Annotated in this window: 22 protein-coding genes; 13 read left to right on the top strand and 9 right to left on the bottom strand. The window is 61.8% G+C overall.

All coding sequences use genetic code 11. The features are described from left to right. Window positions 1–54 precede the first annotated feature (54 nt). From HFO99_RS09375 to HFO99_RS09355, 5 genes are all read right to left on the bottom strand, one after another. Complete coding sequence (locus tag HFO99_RS09375; RefSeq protein ID WP_222360786.1) at window positions 55–1,023, bottom strand: adenosine deaminase; 969 nt, start codon at window positions 1,021–1,023, stop codon at window positions 55–57. Then, window positions 1,020–2,240 carry a phosphopentomutase gene (locus HFO99_RS09370; RefSeq protein WP_222360784.1) on the bottom strand — a complete coding sequence of 407 codons (1,221 nt, stop codon included), beginning with the start codon at window positions 2,238–2,240 and terminating at the stop codon, window positions 1,020–1,022. Before HFO99_RS09370 ends, HFO99_RS09375 begins: the two co-directional genes overlap by 4 nt. Before the next feature lie 201 nt (window positions 2,241–2,441). Next, a complete protein-coding gene (locus HFO99_RS09365) occupies window positions 2,442–3,023 on the bottom strand; it encodes a TadE/TadG family type IV pilus assembly protein (protein WP_222360782.1) in 582 nt (193 codons plus the stop codon). Next, window positions 3,023–3,658, bottom strand: a complete 636-nt coding sequence (locus HFO99_RS09360; protein ID WP_222360780.1) for a TadE/TadG family type IV pilus assembly protein — start codon at window positions 3,656–3,658, stop codon at window positions 3,023–3,025. Before HFO99_RS09360 ends, HFO99_RS09365 begins: the two co-directional genes overlap by 1 nt. Before the next feature lie 114 nt (window positions 3,659–3,772). Further along, window positions 3,773–4,183, bottom strand: a complete 411-nt coding sequence (locus HFO99_RS09355) for a pilus assembly protein N-terminal domain-containing protein (RefSeq protein ID WP_222248567.1) — start codon at window positions 4,181–4,183, stop codon at window positions 3,773–3,775. A 380-nt stretch (window positions 4,184–4,563) separates the two neighbouring features. On the opposite strand from HFO99_RS09355, the gene HFO99_RS09350 reads away from it, so the two are divergent. From HFO99_RS09350 to HFO99_RS09305, 10 genes are all read left to right on the top strand, one after another. Further along, on the top strand, window positions 4,564–4,752 hold the full coding sequence (locus HFO99_RS09350; RefSeq protein ID WP_222360778.1) for a Flp family type IVb pilin: 189 nt from the start codon (window positions 4,564–4,566) through the stop codon (window positions 4,750–4,752). Window positions 4,753–4,878: 126 nt separating this feature from the next. Further along, the gene (locus HFO99_RS09345; protein WP_222360777.1) at window positions 4,879–5,391 is read left to right on the top strand and encodes a prepilin peptidase; all 513 of its coding nucleotides are present in this window, start codon (window positions 4,879–4,881) and stop codon (window positions 5,389–5,391) included. Between the two features lie 110 nt (window positions 5,392–5,501). After that, window positions 5,502–6,317 carry a Flp pilus assembly protein CpaB gene (gene cpaB, locus HFO99_RS09340; protein WP_222360775.1) on the top strand — a complete coding sequence of 272 codons (816 nt, stop codon included), beginning with the start codon at window positions 5,502–5,504 and terminating at the stop codon, window positions 6,315–6,317. Window positions 6,318–6,329: 12 nt separating this feature from the next. Further along, a complete protein-coding gene (locus HFO99_RS09335; protein ID WP_222305582.1) occupies window positions 6,330–7,829 on the top strand; it encodes a type II and III secretion system protein family protein in 1,500 nt (499 codons plus the stop codon). After that, complete coding sequence (locus HFO99_RS09330) at window positions 7,826–8,584, top strand: CpaD family pilus assembly protein (RefSeq protein WP_222305587.1); 759 nt, start codon at window positions 7,826–7,828, stop codon at window positions 8,582–8,584. Before HFO99_RS09335 ends, HFO99_RS09330 begins: the two co-directional genes overlap by 4 nt. A 14-nt stretch (window positions 8,585–8,598) precedes the next feature. Further along, window positions 8,599–9,876, top strand: a complete 1,278-nt coding sequence (locus HFO99_RS09325; RefSeq protein ID WP_222360773.1) for a CpaE family protein — start codon at window positions 8,599–8,601, stop codon at window positions 9,874–9,876. Window positions 9,877–9,909: 33 nt separating this feature from the next. Then, complete coding sequence (locus HFO99_RS09320) at window positions 9,910–11,385, top strand: CpaF family protein (protein ID WP_222360771.1); 1,476 nt, start codon at window positions 9,910–9,912, stop codon at window positions 11,383–11,385. A gap of 5 nt (window positions 11,386–11,390) precedes the next feature. Beyond that, window positions 11,391–12,398: a type II secretion system F family protein gene (locus HFO99_RS09315; protein WP_222360769.1), complete on the top strand. Its 1,008-nt coding sequence runs from the start codon at window positions 11,391–11,393 to the stop codon at window positions 12,396–12,398. Between the two features lie 15 nt (window positions 12,399–12,413). Then, the gene (locus tag HFO99_RS09310; RefSeq protein ID WP_027682159.1) at window positions 12,414–13,400 is read left to right on the top strand and encodes a type II secretion system F family protein; all 987 of its coding nucleotides are present in this window, start codon (window positions 12,414–12,416) and stop codon (window positions 13,398–13,400) included. A 199-nt stretch (window positions 13,401–13,599) separates the two neighbouring features. Beyond that, on the top strand, window positions 13,600–14,232 hold the full coding sequence (locus HFO99_RS09305) for a LysE family translocator (protein WP_222360766.1): 633 nt from the start codon (window positions 13,600–13,602) through the stop codon (window positions 14,230–14,232). 48 nt (window positions 14,233–14,280) lie between these two features. Here HFO99_RS09305 and HFO99_RS09300 read toward each other — a convergent pair whose 3' ends face one another. Then, the gene (locus HFO99_RS09300; protein WP_222360765.1) at window positions 14,281–15,117 is read right to left on the bottom strand and encodes a tetratricopeptide repeat protein; all 837 of its coding nucleotides are present in this window, start codon (window positions 15,115–15,117) and stop codon (window positions 14,281–14,283) included. A 144-nt stretch (window positions 15,118–15,261) separates the two neighbouring features. Between HFO99_RS09300 and HFO99_RS09295 the strand changes: the two genes are divergently transcribed. The 3 genes from HFO99_RS09295 to HFO99_RS09285 all read left to right on the top strand — a co-directional run bounded on the left by HFO99_RS09295 (window position 15,262) and on the right by HFO99_RS09285 (window position 18,043). After that, window positions 15,262–16,653: a leucyl aminopeptidase gene (locus HFO99_RS09295; RefSeq protein WP_012759737.1), complete on the top strand. Its 1,392-nt coding sequence runs from the start codon at window positions 15,262–15,264 to the stop codon at window positions 16,651–16,653. Window positions 16,654–16,823: 170 nt separating this feature from the next. After that, a complete protein-coding gene (locus tag HFO99_RS09290) occupies window positions 16,824–17,174 on the top strand; it encodes a MarR family transcriptional regulator (RefSeq protein ID WP_003544522.1) in 351 nt (116 codons plus the stop codon). A gap of 11 nt (window positions 17,175–17,185) precedes the next feature. After that, window positions 17,186–18,043 carry an NlpC/P60 family protein gene (locus tag HFO99_RS09285; RefSeq protein ID WP_222360763.1) on the top strand — a complete coding sequence of 286 codons (858 nt, stop codon included), beginning with the start codon at window positions 17,186–17,188 and terminating at the stop codon, window positions 18,041–18,043. On the opposite strand, the gene HFO99_RS09280 is transcribed toward HFO99_RS09285, so the two are convergent. Genes HFO99_RS09280 through HFO99_RS09270 form a run of 3 tightly spaced genes read right to left on the bottom strand, consistent with a single transcriptional unit; the run spans window position 18,044 to window position 21,286 of the window. After that, window positions 18,044–19,435: an amidase gene (locus tag HFO99_RS09280; protein ID WP_222360760.1), complete on the bottom strand. Its 1,392-nt coding sequence runs from the start codon at window positions 19,433–19,435 to the stop codon at window positions 18,044–18,046. 36 nt (window positions 19,436–19,471) lie between these two features. Then, on the bottom strand, window positions 19,472–20,335 hold the full coding sequence (locus HFO99_RS09275) for an ABC transporter permease (protein WP_222360758.1): 864 nt from the start codon (window positions 20,333–20,335) through the stop codon (window positions 19,472–19,474). A 3-nt stretch (window positions 20,336–20,338) separates the two neighbouring features. Beyond that, window positions 20,339–21,286, bottom strand: coding sequence for an ABC transporter permease (locus HFO99_RS09270; RefSeq protein ID WP_222360756.1), 948 nt, complete (start codon window positions 21,284–21,286; stop codon window positions 20,339–20,341). Between the last annotated feature and the right edge of the window lie 54 nt (window positions 21,287–21,340).

Raw genomic sequence — 21,340 nt, 5'->3', positions numbered from 1 at the left:
GACCGCAAGAGTGGCGGTCAATTTGCGTCGATCTTCCCCAGTCTCTCAAGTCTTTTAAAGCCGGGCGAGCAAAGTCTTTCGTGTCTCATCGTCGACGAAGGCCGCCTCTATCGCAGTGCGCGTTATGGCGTCGATCTCGGCGTCGCCGAAGCCGAAAACCCCGGCGGCAAGCTCGTATTCTCGCTTGAGCGAGGTATGGAAGAACGGCGGATCGTCTGAGCTGATCGTCACCCGCACGCCTGCTTCCTTCAGATGGCGCAGCGGATGGGAGGCGAAATCGGGAAAGACCCCCAGCGCGATATTGGAGCCCGGGCAGATCTCGAGCACGGTGCCGAGATCAGCAAGCCGCTTCACCAGATCGAGATCCTCGATGGCGCGCACCCCATGGCCGATGCGCGAGGGGCGCACCGCGTCGAGCGCGTCGGCGACGCTGAAGGCGCCGCAGACCTCGCCGGCATGGATGGTCAATCCGAGGCCGGCATCGCGGGCGATATCGAAGGCTCTGATATAATCGGCGACGCGCCCCATGCGTTCCTCACCCGCAAGGTTGAAGCCGGTAATCAAAGGATTGCCGGCCTTTGCCGCATATTCGGCAGCACCGATCACACTCTCCGGACCGAAATGCCGCTCGCCGGTGACGATCAGCCGGGCCTCGATGCCGCTCTTTTCCTTGGCCCGCCGGATGCCCTCGCAGACACCGGATATATAGGCGTCGGCGCTGAGCCCGATGCGCTCGCCGTGGTCGGGCGAAACGATGAGCTCGCTGTAGATCGTATTGATGCCTGCGAGTTCATCGAGATAGGTTTCGGTCAGAAGCGCATAGTCTTCCTCGGTCTTGTAGACCTCGGAAACCTTGTCGTAACATTCGAGGAAGCTTGCGAAATCGTGCCAGACATAGGCTCCGTCGCGAAGCTCGGCGCTGATATCGACGCCGTATTTCCGCGCCTGCGCTGCGGTCAGAGCTGGAGGGGCCGCACCCTCCAGATGGCAGTGCAGCTCGACCTTCTTCAGATGCGATGTCACAGAAAACTCCTTCCGTGCGGTCCGGCCGGGATGCCGAGATGCCGGGCGATGCTCTCACCGATATCGGCATAGCTGCGGCGCACGCCGATCGAACGCGACCGGATGCCGGGGCCATAGGCGATAACCGGCACGCGCTCGCGCGTATGATCCGTGCCGCGCCAGGTCGGATCGCAGCCATGATCGGCGGTCAGTACGACGAGATCGCCGGGCTTCAGTTTCTTGTGGACTTCGGGCAAGCGCGCATCGAAGGCTTCGAGTGCCGCGGCATAACCCGGCACATCGCGGCGATGGCCGTAGATCATGTCGAAATCGACGAAATTGGTGAAAACGAGATCGCCATCCTCAGCCTCGTCGATCGCCGAGAGCGACGCATCCATCAGCGCCGCGTTGCCGTTCGCCTTGATGACCCTGGAAATGCCCTGATGCGCGAAGATGTCGCCGATCTTTCCCACGGCATGCACATGCCGGCCATGCTCAATCAGCCGGTCGAGCAGCGTCGGCTCCGGCGGCAGCACGGAGAAGTCGCGCCGGTTTCCGGTGCGCTGGAAGGACGAGGTAGACTGGCCGATAAAGGGCCGGGCAATGACGCGGCCGATATTGTAGGGATCGAGCAGTCCCCGGGCCAAACGGCAGAAGGCGAGCAGACGCTCGAGGCCAAAATGCACCTCGTGCGCCGCGACCTGGAAGACCGAATCCGAGGAGGTGTAGCAGATCGGCTTGCCGGTGCGGATATGCTCCTCGCCGAGCCGGGCGATGATCTCCGTTCCCGAGGCATGGCAGTTGCCGAGAATGCCGGGCACATCAGCCTCCCTGCACAATGTCTCGATGAATTCTGGAGGAAAGGCGTCGCCCTCTGTCGGGAAATAACCCCAATCGAAACTGACAGGGGTTCCCGCGATCTCCCAATGACCTGATGGCGTATCCTTGCCACGGGAGATTTCGGTAGCGGCGCCGTAAATACCGTAGACCTTTTCCGGGACGGGCATGCCGGCCGGAAACCGGCCGGAAGCGGACCGGGCGATATGCATCAGCCCGAGTTCCGACATGTTGGGCAGGGAAAGCCGCCCTTCGCGCAATCCGGCGCGGTCCCCGGCTCCGGCTGCGCAGAACTCGGCGATATGGCCGAGCGTATCAGCGCCTTCGTCGCCATAGGCCGCCGCATCCGGCGCTCCGCCAATGCCGAAGGAATCCAGAACGAAAAGAAAGGCACGCGCCATTTTACACCCGAGAAAGCCGATCGCCGGCCTCTGGAATGTCGGAGGCGGCTGAGATCCAGCCATATAATGCCGCGGCCGGCTTGGCAAATTACAGCGCCGCGCGTCTTTTTCAAAGGACGCCGTAACACTTTGAATTGCTGCATAACTCCTAAATCGATCTCGATTTAGGAGTTATGCAGCAGAGAAGAATGGGGAGGACCGTCAGCAGTCGCCGCAGGGAATCGAGTCGCCTTGCCGCTGGCGGTAGAAATAACTGCGGCCGATGGTGATCGTGCGCATGCCGTCCGGCATGAAGTTCGGCGCGAACAGGAACATCGTATAGGGGATGCTGAGTTCGGTGCGGACCAGGAAGCTGTTCGCCGTCTGCATGTCCGCTGGCACGTTGCTCACTGTGGCGTTCTTGGCATAGGGCACCGTCCCGTCCTGCGCCCAGGACCAGAGCACTTTCGCATTGGCGCCGGCATCGATGGTAATGCCGGTGATCTTCAGCGTCAGCGACGTCGAATTGTAGGGCACGAAGATCGCCGTTGCGACCGACGGCATTTGCGCGAGCGCGCTCTTCGTGACGGATTGCTGCTGGGTGATGAGGTCGGCCACCGTTCCTGCGGCGCGTGTCACGCGCTTGCTGACGCTGAGGCCGATTGTGATCTCGAAAGCGCCAATATAGAGCATGATGAGCACGGGAAAGAGGATCGCGAATTCGATCGCGCCGGCGCCCTTGCGGTCGCGGGCCAGCCGCCGCGCCGTCAGGACCACACTGGTGAACGGGTTGCGCAATGCCATTATGGATACTGCTCGTTCTGGAAGGCTGCGGTCCCGACGATCAGATATTGCCGCGGCATCGAAGCGTCGGCGGGACGTATCGTGGTGATATAGGGCCGGACCAGATCCGTGATGATTTCCCAGCGGTAATAGGCGCGCAGCATGTTGATCGTGCCGGCGCCGCCCGGCGCATATTTGAAGGCCGCCGTATTGATGTCGGCATATTTGTCGGTGGAAAGCTTGGGGATCGTCGTCGGAATGGCCGAAAACGTGCTGAACGTCTGCACATCCACATAAAGCTTACTCGGCGTGGCGACTTCGCTTGCCGAGCAACGGATCAGGATCGAGATCTCGTCGCAGAAAGCCTGGCGGAATTGCGCCTGGTTCATATCGGTCGTGCGGCCGAGATTATAGGTGATCTGCCCAGTTCGCATCCGGCGGCTCATCGTGTCAACGCCGTTGGACACGAGTTCCTCGGCGGCGAAGGCGACGAAAGTTTCGAGGATTGCGAAAATCACCAGGAAATAGGGAATGGCAAGCAGGGCGAATTCGATCGCCGCAGCACCCTCGCGCGAGCGGGCGAGAGCGCGAAACCGTAAGAAACGGAATGGCGTAAAGGCGCGCCCCTTATCCGTCTTTTGATCAATTACCGTCATTGCCTGGACCTAAGCGACATTCTTCGTCCGTCACACTAGGATCCGTTCGTTGATTTTCCGTTTCAGCCTGACACGACGATTTTAACGAATGGTCGAGAAAGCTCCGAGATATGCTCAGGGTGAGGCGCTCGCGGTGGCTGCTTGCTGCGCATGCTGCTCGCAATTCGGCGTGCAGGACAGTACGGAGCGCTCGGTCTGCCGGTAGACACGCACCGTATTGCCTTCGTCGATCGACACCAGGATGCGTTCGTCGAGGATCGCATTTCCGTCGGCATCGAGAAGCACCAGATTGGTGGTGCCGAAGCTGCGGCCTGTCAGCACGATGGTCTTGGCGTCGGCAACCGTTGCATCGGCGACCTTGGCATTGCCGACGATCACCTTGCTGACGGGGCGATCGAGCTTTAGCACGCGCGCGTGATCCATATAGACGCGCAGCATGTCATCGTCTGCGGCCGCGGAAACTCCCGGAACACCGAAAGCGGCGATCATGCCGGCAAAGAAAATGGTTTTGCCGCTTGATGACATTTGGTCCTCTTTCACGATCACAGCGCACTATGCGCATAGAATGGAAAAAAATGGTGAACGAAGCCTTAAGCCCGCCGCTCTGTTCCAGGATGAAGCGTAATGCTCCGATTCGGCACGGTTTCCGGACGACGCACGCCTCGGTTGGAGGCGAAATTTGTGCTATTTCTGGATGAATGCAGCATTTATTCCCGGAATATTGTTAAATATTGAGATAAGTGCGTAAGAAAATACTGACTCTACAAAGGCCTGTAGTCTCGTTCACATGTCGTTAACTCATTTCCTTAAGCCGATGGAAACGGCCATTCGCTAGGTTGCAGTCATCCGATCAACGGCAAACAGTTGGCGGACGTGCTGAACATCAACTGGAGTTAGGAGTTACCATGACCAAGCTTTTTAGCCGTTTTCTGAAGGACGAATCCGGCGCGACCGCAATCGAATACGGCCTGATCGCCGCCCTCATTTCCGTAGCGCTCGTGACTGGCGCAACCACGCTCGGTGGCAAGCTCAACAGCACGTTCTCCGCGCTGGGCACCAAGCTGGACACAGCTGTCACCCCCCCGGCCAGCTGATATAGACCGCCGTCAAGCGGCGTCTGCATGATCCCGTCCGGATCTGCTCCGGCCGAACTATCCGAGCGGGCTCACAGGCTGAACGGCCGTGAGCCTTTTCGCATCAACTCACGATCGGGTATACGCATGATCGCAGCTGCAGTCTTCGTGATACTGCCACTCTGCCTCGCCATGGCGGCGTTCTCGGATCTGTTCACCATGACGATCCCGAACCGCATTTCCGTGATCCTGATCGCCTCTTTCCTCGTTCTCGCGCCGTTCTCCGGCTTGGGACTGGAAATGATCGGCATGCATCTTGCCGGCGCCGCCATCGTCTTCAGCGCCTGCTTTGCTCTCTTTGCATTCAATGTGATGGGCGGTGGAGATGCCAAGCTGTTGACAGCCACCGCGCTCTGGTTCGGTCTGAACCAATCCCTTGCGTTACTCATGACCGACGTTGCCATGATCGGCGGCCTCATCACCCTGTTGATCCTGCTGGTGAGAGGGCAATCGGACACCATCCTCGCCATCGGTCTGCCGGTGCCGAACTCGGTCCTGCTCGCCAAGAAGATCCCCTATGGCATCGCGATCGCGATCGGCGGTTTCATGGCCTTCCCTTCCTCGCCGCTCTTTCTCGTCGCGCTGGAAAGCCTGAAATAACGGCATTTTAAATGCCCGTTAACTTAAAATGTAAGCGTTCTATTAACTATAATTATACCAATTGCTGAGCATTCTACAGGGCGAACATATCGTGCCCTGAGGAATGATCGATGAAACCGGCCCGCCTTATAATCCTAGCTGTCGCCGTGGTGGCAGCCGGCCTCGCCGGCCTCCTGGCAATGCAAATGGCGGGCAGCGGCGGTGTCGTCACCCAGGTTCAGTCGGTTATCGAGAAGGAACCGACCGTCAACATCCTTGTCTCGAGCGCCAATCTGCCGGTCGGCGCAAGGCTGGACGACAAGTTGGTGCACTGGATGGCCTGGCCGCAGGGCGGCGTCGTCCAGGGCCTCATCACCGAAGCCGACAAGCCGGATGCGATCAAAGACCTGCAAGGCGCCGTCGTGCGTCTGCCGATCTTCGAAGGCGAACCGATCCGGTCGGAGAAGGTCGCCGATTCCAGCAGCCGCATCCTTTCCTCGCTATTGCCGGCCGGCAAGCGCGCCGTCGCGACCGAAATATCGGTGGCAACCGGTGCCGGCGGCTTCATCCTGCCGAACGACCGCGTCGATGTCATCATGGTCCGCAAGGGCACCGAGGCCGACAAGCTCATTACCGAAACCGTGCTGAGCAATGTTCGCGTTCTCGCCATCGACCAGCAGATCCAGGAAAAGGACGACGGCTCGAAATCGGTGGTCGGCACGACTGCGACGCTCGAGCTCACCCCTGATCAAACGAAGGTTCTCGCGGTCGCCCAGCAGATGGCCGACCGACTGTCGCTCGCCCTTCGCTCGGTCGCCGATGCGCAGGAGCAGGATACAAGTGCCGCCGACTATTTGCTGAGCGGCGACAACGGCAGTGCGATCATTCAGGTCATCAAGTCGGGCGCCATCGTCACGGATGCCAGCGCAGCGCCGAAGGCGGAGTAAGAGAACGTGCAAATGTGCAATTCAACGCGGCGCGCCGGACCTCTCCTGACAGGCTGCCTTTCGCTGGCAATCGGCGTCTCCGGTATAGTTCCGACCTCTTTCTCCCCGCTTCTGGGCGCAGGCGAGGCGCACGCCGATTCCGATAGCCTGGTCCGGATCTCTCAGACTGGCCCCAATGCCCATCGCCGGCTGAAGCTCGGGCTCAACAAGGCCGTCGTCGTCGATCTGCCGGACGACGCGCACGATATCCTCGTCTCCGATCCGACTATGGCCGATGCCGTGACCCGTACCTCGCGGCGCATCTACCTGTTCGGCAAGAAGGTCGGCCAGACCAACATCTTCGTCTTCGGTGCCGGTGGACAGGAGATCGTCAATCTCGACATTGAGATCGAACGCGACGTCTCCGGCCTCGAAGTCAATCTCCGCCGATTCATTCCGGACTCCAACATCAACGTCGAAATCGTCTCCGACAACATCGTGCTGACCGGCACCGTGCGCACGCCGCAGGATGCCACGCAGGCGGCCGATCTGGCGCAGGTCTTCCTGAAGGGTGGCGAGGCGACGACCAGAACCGAGACCGCATCCGGCACCGGCGGCGATAGCTCGGTGGCGCTCTTTGCCGAAAACCGTCAGGCTTCGCAGGTTGTCAATCTTTTGCAGATCGAGGGCGAGGACCAGGTCACTCTCAAGGTGACGATCGCCGAGGTCCGCCGAGAAGTGCTCAAGCAGCTTGGCTTCGACAATCTGGTTTCCAGTTCTTCCGGTATGACGGTCGCCCAGCTCGGCAGTCCGAACGCCGACAGCGCGACATCGACGATTGGCGGCGGCCTGGCGGCGCTCTTCAAGAGCTCGATCGGCAAATACGACATTTCGACCTACCTCAACGCGCTGGAGCAGGCCAAGGTCGTCAAGACGCTCGCCGAACCGACGCTGACGGCGATATCCGGCCAGGCGGCGACCTTCAATTCCGGTGGTCAACAGCTTTATTCGACGACTGACAGCAACGGCAACGTCACTGTCGTGCCGTTTAACTATGGTATCAACCTCGCCTTCAAGCCGGTCGTACTGTCATCGGGACGCATCAGCCTGGAAATCAAGACCAATGTCTCCGAACCGGTGGCAGGCAGCGGCAATGCCACCTATCAGCGCCGTTCGGCGGAAACTTCGGTAGAACTGCCCTCGGGCGGTTCGATCGCGCTCGCCGGCCTTATACGCGACAACGTTTCTCAGACGATGGGCGGCACGCCCGGCGTCTCGAAGATCCCGCTGCTCGGTACGCTCTTCCGCCAGAAGGGTTTCGAGCGCCAGGAAACCGAGCTCGTCATCATCGCAACGCCCTATCTGGTGCGTCCGGTGGCGCGCAATCAGCTCAATCGGCCGGACGACAATTTTAGCCCCGAAAACGACGGTGCGACCTTCTTCCTCAACCGTGTCAACAAGGTCTATGGCCGCCGCGAGGCGCCTGTCGCCGATGCACAGTTCCACGGCTCGATCGGGTTCATCTACAAATGAGCGGGACACGATCGGCAGCAATGGCAGAAAACAGAGATCAGGCGATGGCTCATATGAATTCGACGACACCCCGCTTCGGAATCTCGAAGGCGCTTTTTGCAACGGCGGTGATGTCAGTGGCTGTCCTATCCGGATGCGCCGGCCCGCACGACCAACTGACGACCGGCGGCATTCCGGACGATTACCGCGCCCGTCACCCGATCATCGTGACAGAGGCTGAGCAGACAGTGGATATACCCGTCGCCTCGACCGATCGCCGCCTGACCATCGCCCAGCGCGATCTTATCCGCGGTTTTGCCACAAACTACATCTCGCGCGCCTCCGGACCGGTTTACGTGCTGTCGCCGCAAGGCTCGCCCAATTCGGCGGCAGCCTATCAGCTGCGCAATCAGGTCCGTGCCGAGCTGGCGTCGCGGGGGATCGCAAGCTCGAAAATCGTCAATACCTCCTATGCCGCGGCCGGCCCCGGCGACGCGGCGCCGATCCGGCTGAGCTTTACCGGCACGACCGCCATCACCACGCAATGCGGTCAGTGGCCGAAGGACATCTCGAACGATTTGACCAACCAGAATTACTATAATTTCGGCTGCGCCTCGCAGAACAACCTTGCCGCCCAGATCGCCAATCCGGAGGATCTGGTGGCGCCCCGCGGCATGACCCCGATCGACGCGCAGCGGCGCAACAATGCCATCCAGGAATACCGGACGACGACATCGACGATCGAAGATGTCGCCGGCAGCGACAGTAGCTTCTAAGGCGGAACGGCACGATGAGCGCGATCGAATACGAAATCAGGAATCCCAGCGAGCTTCGCAACGCCGACGAGGCGGTGCGCATGGCGGATCTGGAAAACATGCGGCCGCTGCCGCGCATCTCCGTCCACGCCTTCTGCGAGAGCGAGGCCCTGCAGCATGTCATGGAACGCTGCGCCAATGATCGGCGTGTGGCGAAGGTCAGCATGCGCATCACCAGCGGCGGCACCGCCGCCGCCGCCAACATGTTTTCCGGCGCCCCGACACCGAACCTCATCATCCTCGAGACCAAGGCGAACGCCGCAAACCTGCTTGCCGAACTCGCGCCGCTCGCCGCGGTCTGCGATCCCACGACCAAAGTCGTCATCATCGGTTATTACAACGATATCGGGCTTTATCGCGAGCTCATCCGCAACGGCATTTCCGAATATATGGTCCAGCCCGTCGCCATGCCCGATATCCTTGCGGCGATGGCCTCGATCTTCGTCGATCCGGACGCCGAGCCGCTCGGTCGCAGTATTGCCTTCATCGGCTCGAAGGGCGGCACCGGCGCTTCGACCATTGCGCATAATTGCGCTTTTGGCATTTCCAATCTCTTCTCCACCGAGACAATCCTCGCCGATCTCGACCTGCCCTATGGTACGGCGAACATCGATTTCGACCAGGATCCGGCCCAGGGCATCGCCGAAGCGGTGTTCGCGCCCGATCGTCTCGACGAGGTCTTCCTCGACCGCCTGCTGACGAAATGTTCCGAGCATCTGTCGCTGCTCGCGGCACCCTCGCTGCTCGACCGAGCTTATGACTTCGATGGACAGGCCTTCCAGCCGGTGCTCGATGTCCTGCAGCGCAGCGCGCCCGTCACCGTGCTCGATGTTCCGCATGTATGGTCGGAATGGACGCGCTCGGTGCTGTCGAGCGTCGACGAGGTGGTCATTGCAGCAGTTCCCGATCTCGCCAATCTGCGCAACGCCAAGAACATGCTAGACGCGCTGCGCAAGATGCGGCCGAACGATCGGCCGCCGCATCTCATCCTTAATCAGGTCGGCATGCCGAAACGTCCGGAGATTTCGCCGTCGGATTTCTGCGAACCGCTGGAGATCGATCCGATCGCGATCATTCCCTTCGATATCAATCTTTTCGGCAACGCTGCCAATAGCGGCCGGATGATCTCGGAAGTCGACCCGAAGTCGCCGACGGCGGAAACCTTTTCGCAGATATCGCACATCGTCACCGGCCGTGTCGCGATCAAGAAGGCGAAGAAGGGCGGCCTAATGGGCCTCCTGAAGCGCAAATAGACAAGTTAGAACGAGTAGATTGGATCGAGCGGCATGTTTGGAAAACGCGGAAACGAAGGTTCCGGAAAGGTCGGAGGAGCGATTGCTCCCCCACCGCCGGCTCCGGCCGCCGGCCCTGCGGCCTCTTCCCCCTCCATTCTGGTCGAACCCTCGCGCGAGTCCGCACGCCAGCAGGTGACGCCGCCGCCGATGCAGACGCCGCAGCGCAAGCGCCCGGCCCGCACCGATGAATATTACGACACCAAGGCGCAGGTCTTTTCCGCGCTGATCGATACGATCGATCTCTCTCAGCTGTCCAAGCTCGACGGCGAAAGCGCGCGCGAGGAAATCCGCGACATCGTCAACGACATCATCACCATCAAGAACTTTGCGATGTCGATCTCCGAGCAGGAGGAACTGCTCGAGGATATCTGCAACGACGTCCTTGGTTACGGTCCGCTGGAGCCGTTGCTGGCGCGCGACGATATTGCCGACATCATGGTCAACGGCGCTGGACAGACGTTCATCGAAGTCGGCGGCAAGACGATCGAATCGGAGATCCGCTTCCGCGACAATTCGCAGCTTCTCTCCATCTGCCAGCGCATCGTCAGCCAGGTCGGCCGCCGTGTCGACGAATCGAGCCCGATCTGCGACGCCCGCCTGCCGGATGGTTCGCGCGTCAACGTTATCGCGCCGCCGCTGTCGATCGATGGGCCGGCGCTCACCATCCGCAAGTTCAAGAAGGACAAGCTGACGCTCGATCAGCTTGTCCGTTTCGGTGCGATCACGCCGGAAGGCGCAACTGTGCTGCAGATCATCGGACGTGTGCGCTGCAATGTCATCATCTCCGGCGGCACCGGCTCGGGCAAGACGACGCTGCTGAACTGCCTCACCAACTATATCGACCGGGATGAGCGCGTTATCACCTGCGAGGATACGGCCGAACTGCAGCTGCAGCAGCCACATGTCGTGCGTCTCGAAACACGCCCGCCGAATATCGAAGGCGAGGGCGAAATCACCATGCGCGATCTCGTCAAGAACTGCCTGCGTATGCGTCCCGAGCGCATCATCGTCGGCGAAGTGCGCGGACCGGAGGTTTTCGACCTGCTGCAGGCGATGAACACCGGTCACGACGGTTCGATGGGCACCATCCACGCCAATACGCCGCGCGAATGCCTGAGCCGTATCGAATCGATGATCGCCATGGGTGGTTTCACACTGCCGGCAAAGACGGTGCGCGAGATCATCTCCAGCTCGGTCGATGTCGTCATCCAGGCAGCGCGCCTGCGCGACGGTTCGCGCCGCATCACCCAGATCACCGAGGTGGTCGGCATGGAAGGTGACGTCATCATCACCCAGGATCTGATGCGCTACGAAATCGAAGGCGAGGACGCGAACGGCCGGCTGATCGGCCGGCACATGTCGACCGGTGTCGGCAAGCCGCATTTCTGGGATCGCGCCCGCTACTTCAACGAGGAAAAGCGCCTTGCTGCCGCCCTCGACGCGATGGAAGCGAAAACGAAGGAATAGGCGTGATGTTCGGGTTCGATCCGATAGTCCTGGCAATCGTCGTCCTCGCCGCCGTCTCCGCGGGCGCGGTCGCCTATGCCTTGTTGTTTTCACGGATCGAGACTGACAAGAAATCGGCAAGCCGCATCAACCGCGTCAAGTCGGCCGAAAGTGACCGTGTCAAGGTCAAGGCTGCCCGCGACCGGGTGCAGGAGCTGTCGAAGCGCCGCAAATCGGTGCAGGACAACCTGAAGGACCTGGAAAAGCGCCAGCACGAAAAGACCAAGAAAACGCTGTCGATGAAATCCCGGCTGGTGCAGGCCGGCGTGACGATCACACCGGCGAAATTCTATCTCATCAGCGTCATCTTCGCCTCCGTGTTGCTGCTCGTCGCCTTCGTCGTTGGTGTATCGTGGATGGTCATGGTCGGTGTCGCCGTCGTCGCCGGTCTCGGCCTGCCGCGCTGGGTTCTCGGCTTCCTGATCAAGCGCCGCCAGAACAAGTTTCTCAACGAGCTCCCCAATGCACTCGACGTCATCATCCGCTCGATCAAATCGGGTCTGCCACTCAACGATGCCATCCGCCTTATCGCAACCGAGGGCACGGAGCCGGTCAAGAGCGAGTTCCGGCGCGTCATTGAAGCGCAGCAGGTGGGTCTCAGCATTCCCGATGCTTGCGCCCGCATGACGATCCACATGCCGCTCCAGGAAGTCAATTTCTTCGCCATCGTCATCGCCATCCAGTCGCAGGCGGGCGGCAATCTCTCGGAAGCGATCGGCAACCTCTCCAAGGTCCTGCGTGATCGCAGGAAGATGAAGGCCAAGGTTACGGCGCTCTCGATGGAAGCCAAGGCGTCGGCCTACATCATCGGCGCTCTGCCCTTCATCGTCGCGACCCTCGTCTATCTCACCTCGCCGAGCTACATGATGATCCTTTTCACCGATCCGCGTGGCCATTTCATCATGGGTTTCTCGGCGATCTGGATGTCGATCGGCATCTTCGTCATGCGCAAAATGATCAGTTTTGATATCTAGCCGGAAGGAAGCACCATGTCGCAGGACCTTGCCGCAACGCTCACCAATCCGAGCATGCTGATCGCACTTTTCGTGGCGATTGCCGTCTTCGCTACTTTTTATACGATCGCTGTTCCCTTCTTTGAGCGCGGCGATCTCACCAAACGCATGAAAGCCGTTTCGACCGAGCGCGAGCAGATCCGCGCCCGCGAGAGAGCGCGCATGAACGCGGAAACCGGCGCCGGCAAGGCTTCGCTCAGGAGCCAGAACAACCGCTCGGTCCGCCAGATCGTCGAGCGTTTTAACCTGCGTAAGGCGCTCGTCGACGACAATACGGTCAACAAACTGCGCGCTGCCGGTTTCCGCTCGGAGAATGCGCTGAATAGCTTCCTCGTGGCGCGTTTCCTGCTGCCTTTCCTTTTCCTGGCGCTTGCTGCCTTTTGGGTCTTCGGCCTCGGCAATCTCGCCGAAAGGGGCATGGCCATCCGCCTCTTCGCGGTCATCGGCATCGGCTATCTCGGCTTCTACGCGCCGAACATCTATATCTCGAACCGCATGGGCAAGCGCCAGCACTCGATCAAGCGCGCCTGGCCGGATGCGTTGGACCTGATGCTGATTTGCGTCGAATCCGGTATCTCAATCGAGGCCGCGATGCGTCGTGTGTCCGAAGAACTCGGCGAGCAGTCGCCGGCGCTCGCCGAGGAGATGGTGCTGACCACAGCCGAGCTCTCCTTCCTGCCGGATCGCCGCGTGGCGCTCGAAAATCTTGCCATACGTACCCAGATCGAGTTGGTACGCTCGGTGACGCAGGCGCTGGTCCAGGCCGACCGCTATGGCACGCCGATTGCGCAGGCGCTGCGCGTTCTCGCCCAGGAAGGGCGCGACGAGCGCATGAACGAGGCGGAAAAGAAGGCGTCCGCCCTGCCGCCGAAACTGACGGTGCCGATGATCCTATTCTTTCTGCCGGTGCTGATCGCCGTCATTCTCGGTCCGGCTGGCATCCAGGTGGCAGACAAGTTCTGACGTTTGCGCCGGCGCCGGAAAGCGGCGACCGCTTTCGGCGGAAGACGATCTGCATCAAGGACCATCGGTCCGATCAGCCACCAGAAAACGCGGATGACCGCCGCCGGCTGAGCTGGTAAATGGGATGGATGACCATCGATAAGCGCAAGCGCCCCCGCGGCGCCCCTGATGTTCGTTCAATCTAAAAGAGAGGCTTCCGATGTCTTCTGCGGGCATTTTCATCAGCATCATGGCAGCCTTGGTCGTCGGCGCGATGAGTCCCGGCCCGAGTTTCGTCGTCGTCTCCAGGATCGCCATCTCGCGCTCGAGGCTGGATGGCCTTGCGGCCGCACTCGGCATGGGCGCCGGCGGTGTCGTTTTTGCCGTGCTGGCGCTTGCCGGGTTGACGGCGCTGCTGTCTCAGTTCGAATGGCTCTATGTCCTGCTGAAGGTCGCAGGCGGCGCCTATCTCGTCTATATCGCCGTCAATATCTGGAGGAGCGCCGGTCAGCCGCTCGAGGTCTCCGACACCGTCAACGGCAATCGTGCGCCGAGGCTGAGCTTCGTGACCGCGCTGCTGACCCAACTCAGCAACCCGAAGACCATCATCGTCTATGCCAGCATCTTTGCCGCACTTCTGCCGCGGACGGTGCCGCTCGATCTCATCGTCGCGCTGCCGCTCGGCGTCTTTGCCGTGGAGGCCGGGTGGTATTCGATCGTGGCCTTCGCCTTTTCGGCCCGCCATCCGCGGCGTCTCTATCTTGCCGCCAAGGGCTGGATCGATCGGGCCGCCGGTGCCGTCATGGGCGGCCTGGGTTTGCGTCTCATTCTTTCAGGCCTGAGCGCCCGATAAGATCAGGATCTGTCTAAAGGCGTAAGCCTTTCCGACGACATGTTTCGGTCAGTTGGTGCTGCTGTCGCCTGCTGCTTGCGGCGTCTTGTCCTTGGCGGCGAGTTTCTGCCAGGAATTCTGCTGCGAGAGCATGCCTCTGAGATAGGCGACATTGGCATCGGCCTGCTGCGGCGCAAGTTCGCGCCGGGCGATCTGCTCGGCTTCCGGGAAACGCCCCTGCAGACCGACGACCAGGGCAAGGTTCTGCCTGACGCGGCTGTCGGCGGTCGGCTGGCTGGCGGCGGAGCGCAGGTAGGTTTCGGCCGTGCGCAGATCGCCGGTCAGCACGTAGGACATGCCGAGGTTGGAAAGGATGGAGGGCTCGTTCGGCTGGATGTCGAGCGCGTCGCGGTAGCGCTGCCGGGCATCGCTTGCCCGGCCCATCTGGTCGAGGATCGCGCCTTGGGCGGAGATCAGCTTCCAGTCAGGACGGTCGGGTGTTTGGGCGCGGCCGATCGTGTCGAGCGCTTGTTGGAACTGGCCGGCCGCCGCCTGCGCCTTGCCGTAGGCGGCCAGTACGTTGCGGTCGGCAGGATTGGCGATCGCCACCTGCTGCATGACGGCGAGCGCCTGCGTGTCGCGACCGTTCATGCGCAGCAGATTGGCGTAGTTGACGCCGGTGACGGGATCGCGCGGGTTCTTCTCATAGGCCTGGCCGAGCCGGTCCGTCGCCGAGCGCAGCTCGGTCGCGTCCATCTCTTCGACCGGCTTGGTGAGTTTCGGGACCGAGCCCGTTGTCATCCGGTCCTTGGTCGTCGAGCAACCGGCAAGTGCCAGGACGAGCAGCGTTGCCGCAGCGCCCTGCAGGATACGATTCGTGAATGTGGTGGTGAGCGAGGCAGGCATGGCGCGTTCCTGGATTCCGAAATCGGCGCCTGACCTCGAAGCGGAACAGGGAAAGGTTTGACGCGTAATCTTCGCTCCAGCAATAGTCTGTTAACCCTAACAGACCGTTAAGGAACGATTCCTTGCGACCGCCGAAGGACAATCATGGCCCCCTATCAGTTTATCGAGAGACCGACTCCTTTCAACACGAAGGGCGGTTCGACGCTGCCGATCTTTGCCGTTACGCCTGCCCATATCGAGACCGGCACCATCGATCCGATCGCGCTCAATTGGGCGCGCAGGGCAGGCTACAAGGCCGAAAGCGGGTCGCTGCTGCTGATCCCGACGGCCGAGGGCCATCTCGGCGGCGCGCTTTACGGCCTCGGCACCAATCCATCCGAGCAGCCTTACATCACCGGCAGGCTCGCCCGTGCGCTGCCGGCCGGCGACTGGCACATCGAGACCGCGCCGCTGACGGCAAATCGCCTGGCCCTCGGCTTTGGCCTCGGCAGCTACCGTTTCGACCGTTACAAATCCGAAAAATCGCCGGCGGCGACGCTGATGATCCCCCGCGATGCCGACGCAGCCGACATCAAGCGCCAGCTTGCCGGCGTCTTTCTCGCCCGCGATCTGATCAATACACCGACGAACGACATGGGGCCGAACCAGCTCGAGGCCGTTTTCCGTGGCCTGGCCGAACATTATAAGGCGGAGATATCGGTTATATCGGGCGACGACCTGCTCAAGCAGAACTTTCCGCTGGTCCATACCGTCGGCCGCGCCAGCGCCGATGCGCCGCGCCTTCTCGAGCTGCGCTGGGGCAAGAAGGGTCATCGCAAGGTGACGCTCGTCGGCAAGGGTGTCTGCTTCGATACCGGCGGTCTCGACATCAAGCCTGCCGCCTCGATGCTGCTGATGAAGAAAGACATGGGTGGGGCGGCAAATGTCATGGGGCTTGCCCTGATGATCATGGACGCCAAGCTGAAGGTCGACCTGCGCGTTATCGTTCCGGTCGTCGAAAATGCGATCTCGTCCAATGCCTTCCGCCCCGGCGACATCTACCGGAGCCGCAAGGGCCTGACCGTCCAGATCGACAATACCGACGCTGAAGGCCGGCTGATCCTTGCCGATGCGCTTGCCTATGCCGACGAGGAAGAGCCCGAGCTCTTGATCGACATGGCGACGCTGACCGGCGCTGCCCGCGTTGCGCTTGGCCCGGATCTCCCGCCCTTCTTTACCGACGACGCCAATCTGGCGCATGATCTGACCGAAGCGAGCCTGGAAACGGACGACCCGCTCTGGCGCCTGCCGCTCTATTCCGGCTACGAAAAGGATATCCGCACCAAATTCGCCGATCTCACCAATGCGCCGGCCGGTGGCATGGCGGGGGCGATCACCGCGGCCCTCTTCCTCAAGCGTTTCGTCAGCAAGGCGAAGAGCTGGGTGCATTTCGATATTTTCGGCTGGGCTCCGTCCGAACGGCCGCATTCGCCGGGCGGCGGCGAGGCACAGGCGATCCGCGCGCTCTTTCACCATATCCGCGAGAGCCTGCGCTGACGCCATCCGCAAAAAAGCGTTGAGGCGCGCCGCGTGTTCACGCGTTGCGCCCCGTTGCCGATCGTTAAAATTTTATTCACCTTGCCGGACAGCAATTTCCAGCGCCTCTTGCATGTCCACAGCAACTGCCGGAAAATGGAACGTTAGCGTAACGATCTTCCGGAGGGGCCGTGCCGATCGAACTGACCGCCTCGCAGGCGCTGGGGCTCTGGCATGGCGCGGCGCTCGATCAGGTCCGCCACGATGACCGCGATTTGACGTTGCGTCAGATGGCGATCCTGCTGCATATTTATCTGGTGCCGCCGCCGCACACGGTGCGCGGGCTTGCCGCCACGCTTGATGTCACCAAGCCGGTCATTACCCGCGCCTTGGATACGATGGGCGAGATGGGCCTGGTCGATCGTGTGCGTGACGATGCCGACCGGCGCAACGTGATCATCAAGCGCACCGTCGGCGGCGCGCTCTACCTGGAAAAGCTCGGCGATCTCATCCGAGATCAGGCCCGCCGACTGCCGATCTGAAAGGAATGCGAATGACGATGCTCGACCGCCGCCTGCATGCCTACCGGCCTGATCTCGCGGAAGCGCGGCTTGAAGGCAAGGTCGAGGCGTCCCGTTTTGTGGAAGGCACGCCGGCCCGCGTCGCCGTTCCCGTCGTGGGTTTGCGCCCTGAACCGGACCTTGCGCGTGGCATCGATACCGAGTTGCTTCTCGGCGAGGACGTGACGGTTTTCGATCGCGCCGATGGTTGGTGCTGGGTGAAAGCCGTCTCTGACGGCTATGTCGGTTATGTCGCGGCAGACGCGCTCTTGGAAGGCCGGCCGGCGCCGACCCATATCGTCACCGTCCAACGCAGCTTCGTCTATCCGGAACCGGAACTGCGCAAGCCCCACCAGGCCATCCTGTCGATGGGAAGCCGCGTCCACGTCGCCGGCGAGGCGGAGGCGCGCGGCAATCGCTATGTCGTGCTCGAGGACGGAACCGCGATCTTTGCCAAGCACGTCCAGCCGATCGGCGCGCTCGATGGCGCCGATTATGTGGAGATCGTCGCCCGTTTCCTGGAAACGCCCTATCTCTGGGGCGGACGTTCCGGCCTCGGCATCGATTGCTCCGGCCTCGTCCAGTTGGCGATGCTGATGACGGGCAGAGCTGCGCCGCGCGATACCGACCTGCAGGCGGCAGGCCTCGGCCAGCCGATCGATCGCTCAGAAATCCGCCGTGGCGACCTAGTCTTCTGGAAGGGCCATGTCGCCGTCTTCGAAGATCCGGAAACCATCCTCCACGCTAACGGTCATAGCATGACGGTGGCGCGCGAGAATTTCGCGGCCGCGGTCGAGCGCATCGGCTGGCTCTACGAGCAACCGACCGGCTATCGCCGCCCGATCAGCTGATCAGCCGATCGGAGGCCGCGGCCAGGATCTTACCCCGCCGGTCCAGTCCTCGAAGGCTTTCGACAGTCTCAGCACCCGCATGTCGTCGAAGCGCGGCCCGACGATCTGCAACCCGATCGGCATGCCCGATCGGGAGAAGCCGCAATTGATCGATGCGGCCGGCTGCTCCGACATGTTCCAAGGCACCGTGAAACCGATATGCTCGAACGGCAGGGCCGGATCGTTGGTCGGAGATGCCCATTCGGCCGGATAGGAGATGATCGGATTGGTCGGCGAAAGCAGGGCGTCGACCTCGGTAAACAGCCGTCCGCAGCTCTTGCGCATCTCGATCGTCTGATTGAAGCCCTTGACCGCATCGACGCCGCTGATGTCGGCGCCGCCCATCGCCCAATCCCTGATATAGGGCAGGATGCTGTCGCGCCTGTTGTCGTCGAGATCGGCGATATCGCCCCAGAACCGGGACCGCCAGAAATTGTCGAGGCCATCCAGCATCGCGCGCGTCAGCACCGGTTGGACTGATAGAATGGTCGCGCCGGCCGCCTCGAACTGTTTCGCCGCCGTTTCGACCGCGGCCCTGATCTCGTCCTCCACCGCAAGGCCGCAGCCGGCATCGAGCATCAACCCGATTTTCATGCCCGACAGGTCGATGTCGAGATGCATCCAGTTGAAATCGTTCGGCGGCAGGCTGGTGCCGTCGCGCCAGTCCGGGCGTGACAGCGTCGCCATCGAAAAGGCCGCATCTTCGACGGTGCGCGCCATCGGCCCGACGCAGCGCCCGACATAGTAGGGATCGGCCGGAATGCGCCCATGGCTCGGCTTGTAGCCAAAGATGCCGGTCCAGCCGGCGGGAAGGCGCACCGAACCGCCGATGTCGGTACCGATATGCAGCGGTCCGTAACCGGCCGCCGCCGCTGCGGAAGCCCCGGCACTCGATCCGCCGGGATTCTGCGTGGTGTTCCAGGGATTGCGGCTGAGAGGATGAAAGCTCGAAAGCCCGGAGGAAAGCATGCCGTAATCGGGGCAAGTGGTCTTGGCGAAGATCACCGCGCCATCTTCCCGCAGCCGGGCGGCGGCCGGCGCATCGGCGTCCGCGGGTTTGAGTTCCACTGCCCTCGTGCCTAATGGCACCGGCAGGCCCTTCGTGGCGATCAGTTCCTTCAGCGTCACCGGGATGCCGTCGAGGGAGCCAAGCGTTTCTCCCTTCGCCCAGCGCTCCGTCGACGCTTTCGCCTGCGCGCGCGCCGATTCCGGATCGTAGAGGTAGAGTGCCGAAATCGAAGGCTCCCAGGCCGCTATATGGTCTTCGAGGGCGAGCCAGTATTCGAGGGGGGAGAGGCTCTTATCGGCGAAGCGCTGCCTGAGTTCGCGGATGGTAAGGTCGGTTTCGGTCATGGCATGGTCTTTCGGGCTTTTCGTCTTGGGAGGACATCAGCGGCTCGCCTCGCGCGGGTCGAGCAGATCGCGCAGACCGTCGCCGAGCATGTTGAAGCCGAAGACGGTGAGCGCGATGGCAAGGCCGGGCAGGATCGCCAACCAGGGGGCAAGCGCCAGATAGGTTTGCGCATCGGCAAGCATCCGACCCCAGGTCGGCGCCGGCGGCGCCATGCCGAGCCCGAGGAAGCTCAGACCCGCTTCAGTGAGGATCGCCAGCCCCAGCTGGATCGCGCCATGCACGATGATCTGGCTCATAATGTTCGGCAGCACATGGCGCAGCGAAATGGTCAGGCGGGTATTGCCGATGGCGCGCGCCGCCGTGACGTAGTCGCGGCTCCAGGCCTGCAGCGAGGTCGCGAGTGTGACGCGGGCAAAGACCGGGATCATGAAGACGGCAATCGCAGTGATCGCGGTGAACCGCCCGGGTCCGAGAAAGGCGCCGAGCACCATAGCGGACAGGATCGGCGGCAAGGCGAAGATGACATCGCAGATGCGCATCAGCAGGGCTTCGAAAGGACCGCGGATCGCCGCCGCCGAAATGCCTGATATCGAGCCAAGCGTCCCGCCGATTGTTACCGCGGTGATGGCGATCGACAGCGAATTCCAGCAGCCCGCCATCAGCATCGAAAGCACATCGCGGCCGAACTGATCCGTGCCGAGCAGGCCGAAGGCAAGCGGCGGCTGCAATTTGTGGATGATCTGCATTTTCGCCGGTGGTAGCGGCGTCCAAACGAGCGACAGCAGCGCGACGGCGACCAGCAGCCCGATGATCACAGTCCCTGCAATCAGGTTCATTCGTCGGCTAAGTCTAAAGACCCGGCGGCGGCTGATAATGGCGGTGGATGCGATCGGTGCCATGGGTCAAGCCGCCTTTCTCATCCTGGGATCGATCGCCAGATAGGAGAGATCGACGACGAAATTCATCACGATGACCAGGCCTGCGAAGAACAGCACGACATCTTGCATGACGATGACATCGCGCTGGGAGAGCGCCTGCATCGCGAGCCGTCCGAGGCCGGGCAGGTTGAAGACGTTTTCAACCAGCACCGCGCCGGCGACGAGAAAAGTGAATTGCAGCCCGATCATCGTCAGGATGGGGATCAGCGCATTCGGCACGATATGCCGCCACAGCACCGCACTGCGGGAAAGCCCCTTTGCGACGGCAGTGCGGGCAAAATCCTCGTGCATCGTGTCGAGCACCGCTGAGCGCGCCACCCGCGTCAACACACCCGCCTGCGGCATCGCCAGCGCGACGGCGGGCATAACCAGCGCCTGCAATGCCGGCAGCAGGCCGGCGCCCCAGCCCGGGAAGCCACCGGCCGGCATCAGCCCGAGCATCGTCGAAAACAGGATGATCAAAAGCAGCGCCACCCAGAAGGCGGGCACGGCGATGCTGATCTGCGAAAACAGCGTTGCGATGATGTCGAAGACACCGCTGCGGCGCGAGGCGGCCAGCACGCCGAGCGGCAGGGCAATCGCCACCGAAAGCACGATCGCCATCAGCGCCAGTGGCAGCGTTACCGCCACCCGCTCGACGATCAACCCCGCGACCGGTACGCCATAGGTCAGGGAATTGCCGAGATCGCCTGATAGCACGCCGATCAACCATTGCCCGTAACGCAGCAGCAGCGGCTGGTCGAGGCCGAGACTGTGACGCAGCGCCGCAAGCGTCTCCGGCGTTGCCGAGGTGCCGAGCATGATCGAGGCGGGATCGCCTGGCAGAAGGTCCATGACGGCGAAGATCAGCAGCGAGACGACGACGAGCGTGACGATGAGACCGGCGAAGCGGCGGGCGAGGAGTGGGATCATGCGTGCCACGCTTTCGATGTGGCCTGGCGGCTCCCCTGCCCGCCCTCATTCCTG

This window comes from Rhizobium leguminosarum (assembly GCF_019798305.1).
In the GTDB taxonomy this organism is placed as follows: Bacteria; Pseudomonadota; Alphaproteobacteria; order Rhizobiales; family Rhizobiaceae; genus Rhizobium; species Rhizobium leguminosarum_U.
This window is presented reverse-complemented; position numbering and strand designations above follow the sequence as displayed.

What these genes read in the sequence shown, in the direction of transcription:
- HFO99_RS09370 (WP_222360784.1), bottom strand. Translation starts at nt 2,240, where the DNA reads ATGGCGCGTGCCTTTCTTTTCGTTCTGGATTCCTTCGGCATTGGCGGA.
- HFO99_RS09365 (WP_222360782.1), bottom strand. Translation starts at nt 3,023, where the DNA reads ATGGCATTGCGCAACCCGTTCACCAGTGTGGTCCTGACGGCGCGGCGG.
- HFO99_RS09360 (WP_222360780.1), bottom strand. Translation starts at nt 3,658, where the DNA reads ATGACGGTAATTGATCAAAAGACGGATAAGGGGCGCGCCTTTACGCCA.
- HFO99_RS09355 (WP_222248567.1), bottom strand. Translation starts at nt 4,183, where the DNA reads ATGTCATCAAGCGGCAAAACCATTTTCTTTGCCGGCATGATCGCCGCT.
- HFO99_RS09350 (WP_222360778.1), top strand. Translation starts at nt 4,564, where the DNA reads ATGACCAAGCTTTTTAGCCGTTTTCTGAAGGACGAATCCGGCGCGACC.
- HFO99_RS09345 (WP_222360777.1), top strand. Translation starts at nt 4,879, where the DNA reads ATGATCGCAGCTGCAGTCTTCGTGATACTGCCACTCTGCCTCGCCATG.
- cpaB (WP_222360775.1), top strand. Translation starts at nt 5,502, where the DNA reads ATGAAACCGGCCCGCCTTATAATCCTAGCTGTCGCCGTGGTGGCAGCC.
- HFO99_RS09335 (WP_222305582.1), top strand. Translation starts at nt 6,330, where the DNA reads ATGTGCAATTCAACGCGGCGCGCCGGACCTCTCCTGACAGGCTGCCTT.
- HFO99_RS09330 (WP_222305587.1), top strand. Translation starts at nt 7,826, where the DNA reads ATGAGCGGGACACGATCGGCAGCAATGGCAGAAAACAGAGATCAGGCG.
- HFO99_RS09325 (WP_222360773.1), top strand. Translation starts at nt 8,599, where the DNA reads ATGAGCGCGATCGAATACGAAATCAGGAATCCCAGCGAGCTTCGCAAC.
- HFO99_RS09320 (WP_222360771.1), top strand. Translation starts at nt 9,910, where the DNA reads ATGTTTGGAAAACGCGGAAACGAAGGTTCCGGAAAGGTCGGAGGAGCG.
- HFO99_RS09315 (WP_222360769.1), top strand. Translation starts at nt 11,391, where the DNA reads ATGTTCGGGTTCGATCCGATAGTCCTGGCAATCGTCGTCCTCGCCGCC.
- HFO99_RS09310 (WP_027682159.1), top strand. Translation starts at nt 12,414, where the DNA reads ATGTCGCAGGACCTTGCCGCAACGCTCACCAATCCGAGCATGCTGATC.
- HFO99_RS09305 (WP_222360766.1), top strand. Translation starts at nt 13,600, where the DNA reads ATGTCTTCTGCGGGCATTTTCATCAGCATCATGGCAGCCTTGGTCGTC.
- HFO99_RS09300 (WP_222360765.1), bottom strand. Translation starts at nt 15,117, where the DNA reads ATGCCTGCCTCGCTCACCACCACATTCACGAATCGTATCCTGCAGGGC.
- HFO99_RS09295 (WP_012759737.1), top strand. Translation starts at nt 15,262, where the DNA reads ATGGCCCCCTATCAGTTTATCGAGAGACCGACTCCTTTCAACACGAAG.
- HFO99_RS09285 (WP_222360763.1), top strand. Translation starts at nt 17,186, where the DNA reads ATGACGATGCTCGACCGCCGCCTGCATGCCTACCGGCCTGATCTCGCG.
- HFO99_RS09280 (WP_222360760.1), bottom strand. Translation starts at nt 19,435, where the DNA reads ATGACCGAAACCGACCTTACCATCCGCGAACTCAGGCAGCGCTTCGCC.
- HFO99_RS09275 (WP_222360758.1), bottom strand. Translation starts at nt 20,335, where the DNA reads ATGGCACCGATCGCATCCACCGCCATTATCAGCCGCCGCCGGGTCTTT.
- HFO99_RS09270 (WP_222360756.1), bottom strand. Translation starts at nt 21,286, where the DNA reads ATGATCCCACTCCTCGCCCGCCGCTTCGCCGGTCTCATCGTCACGCTC.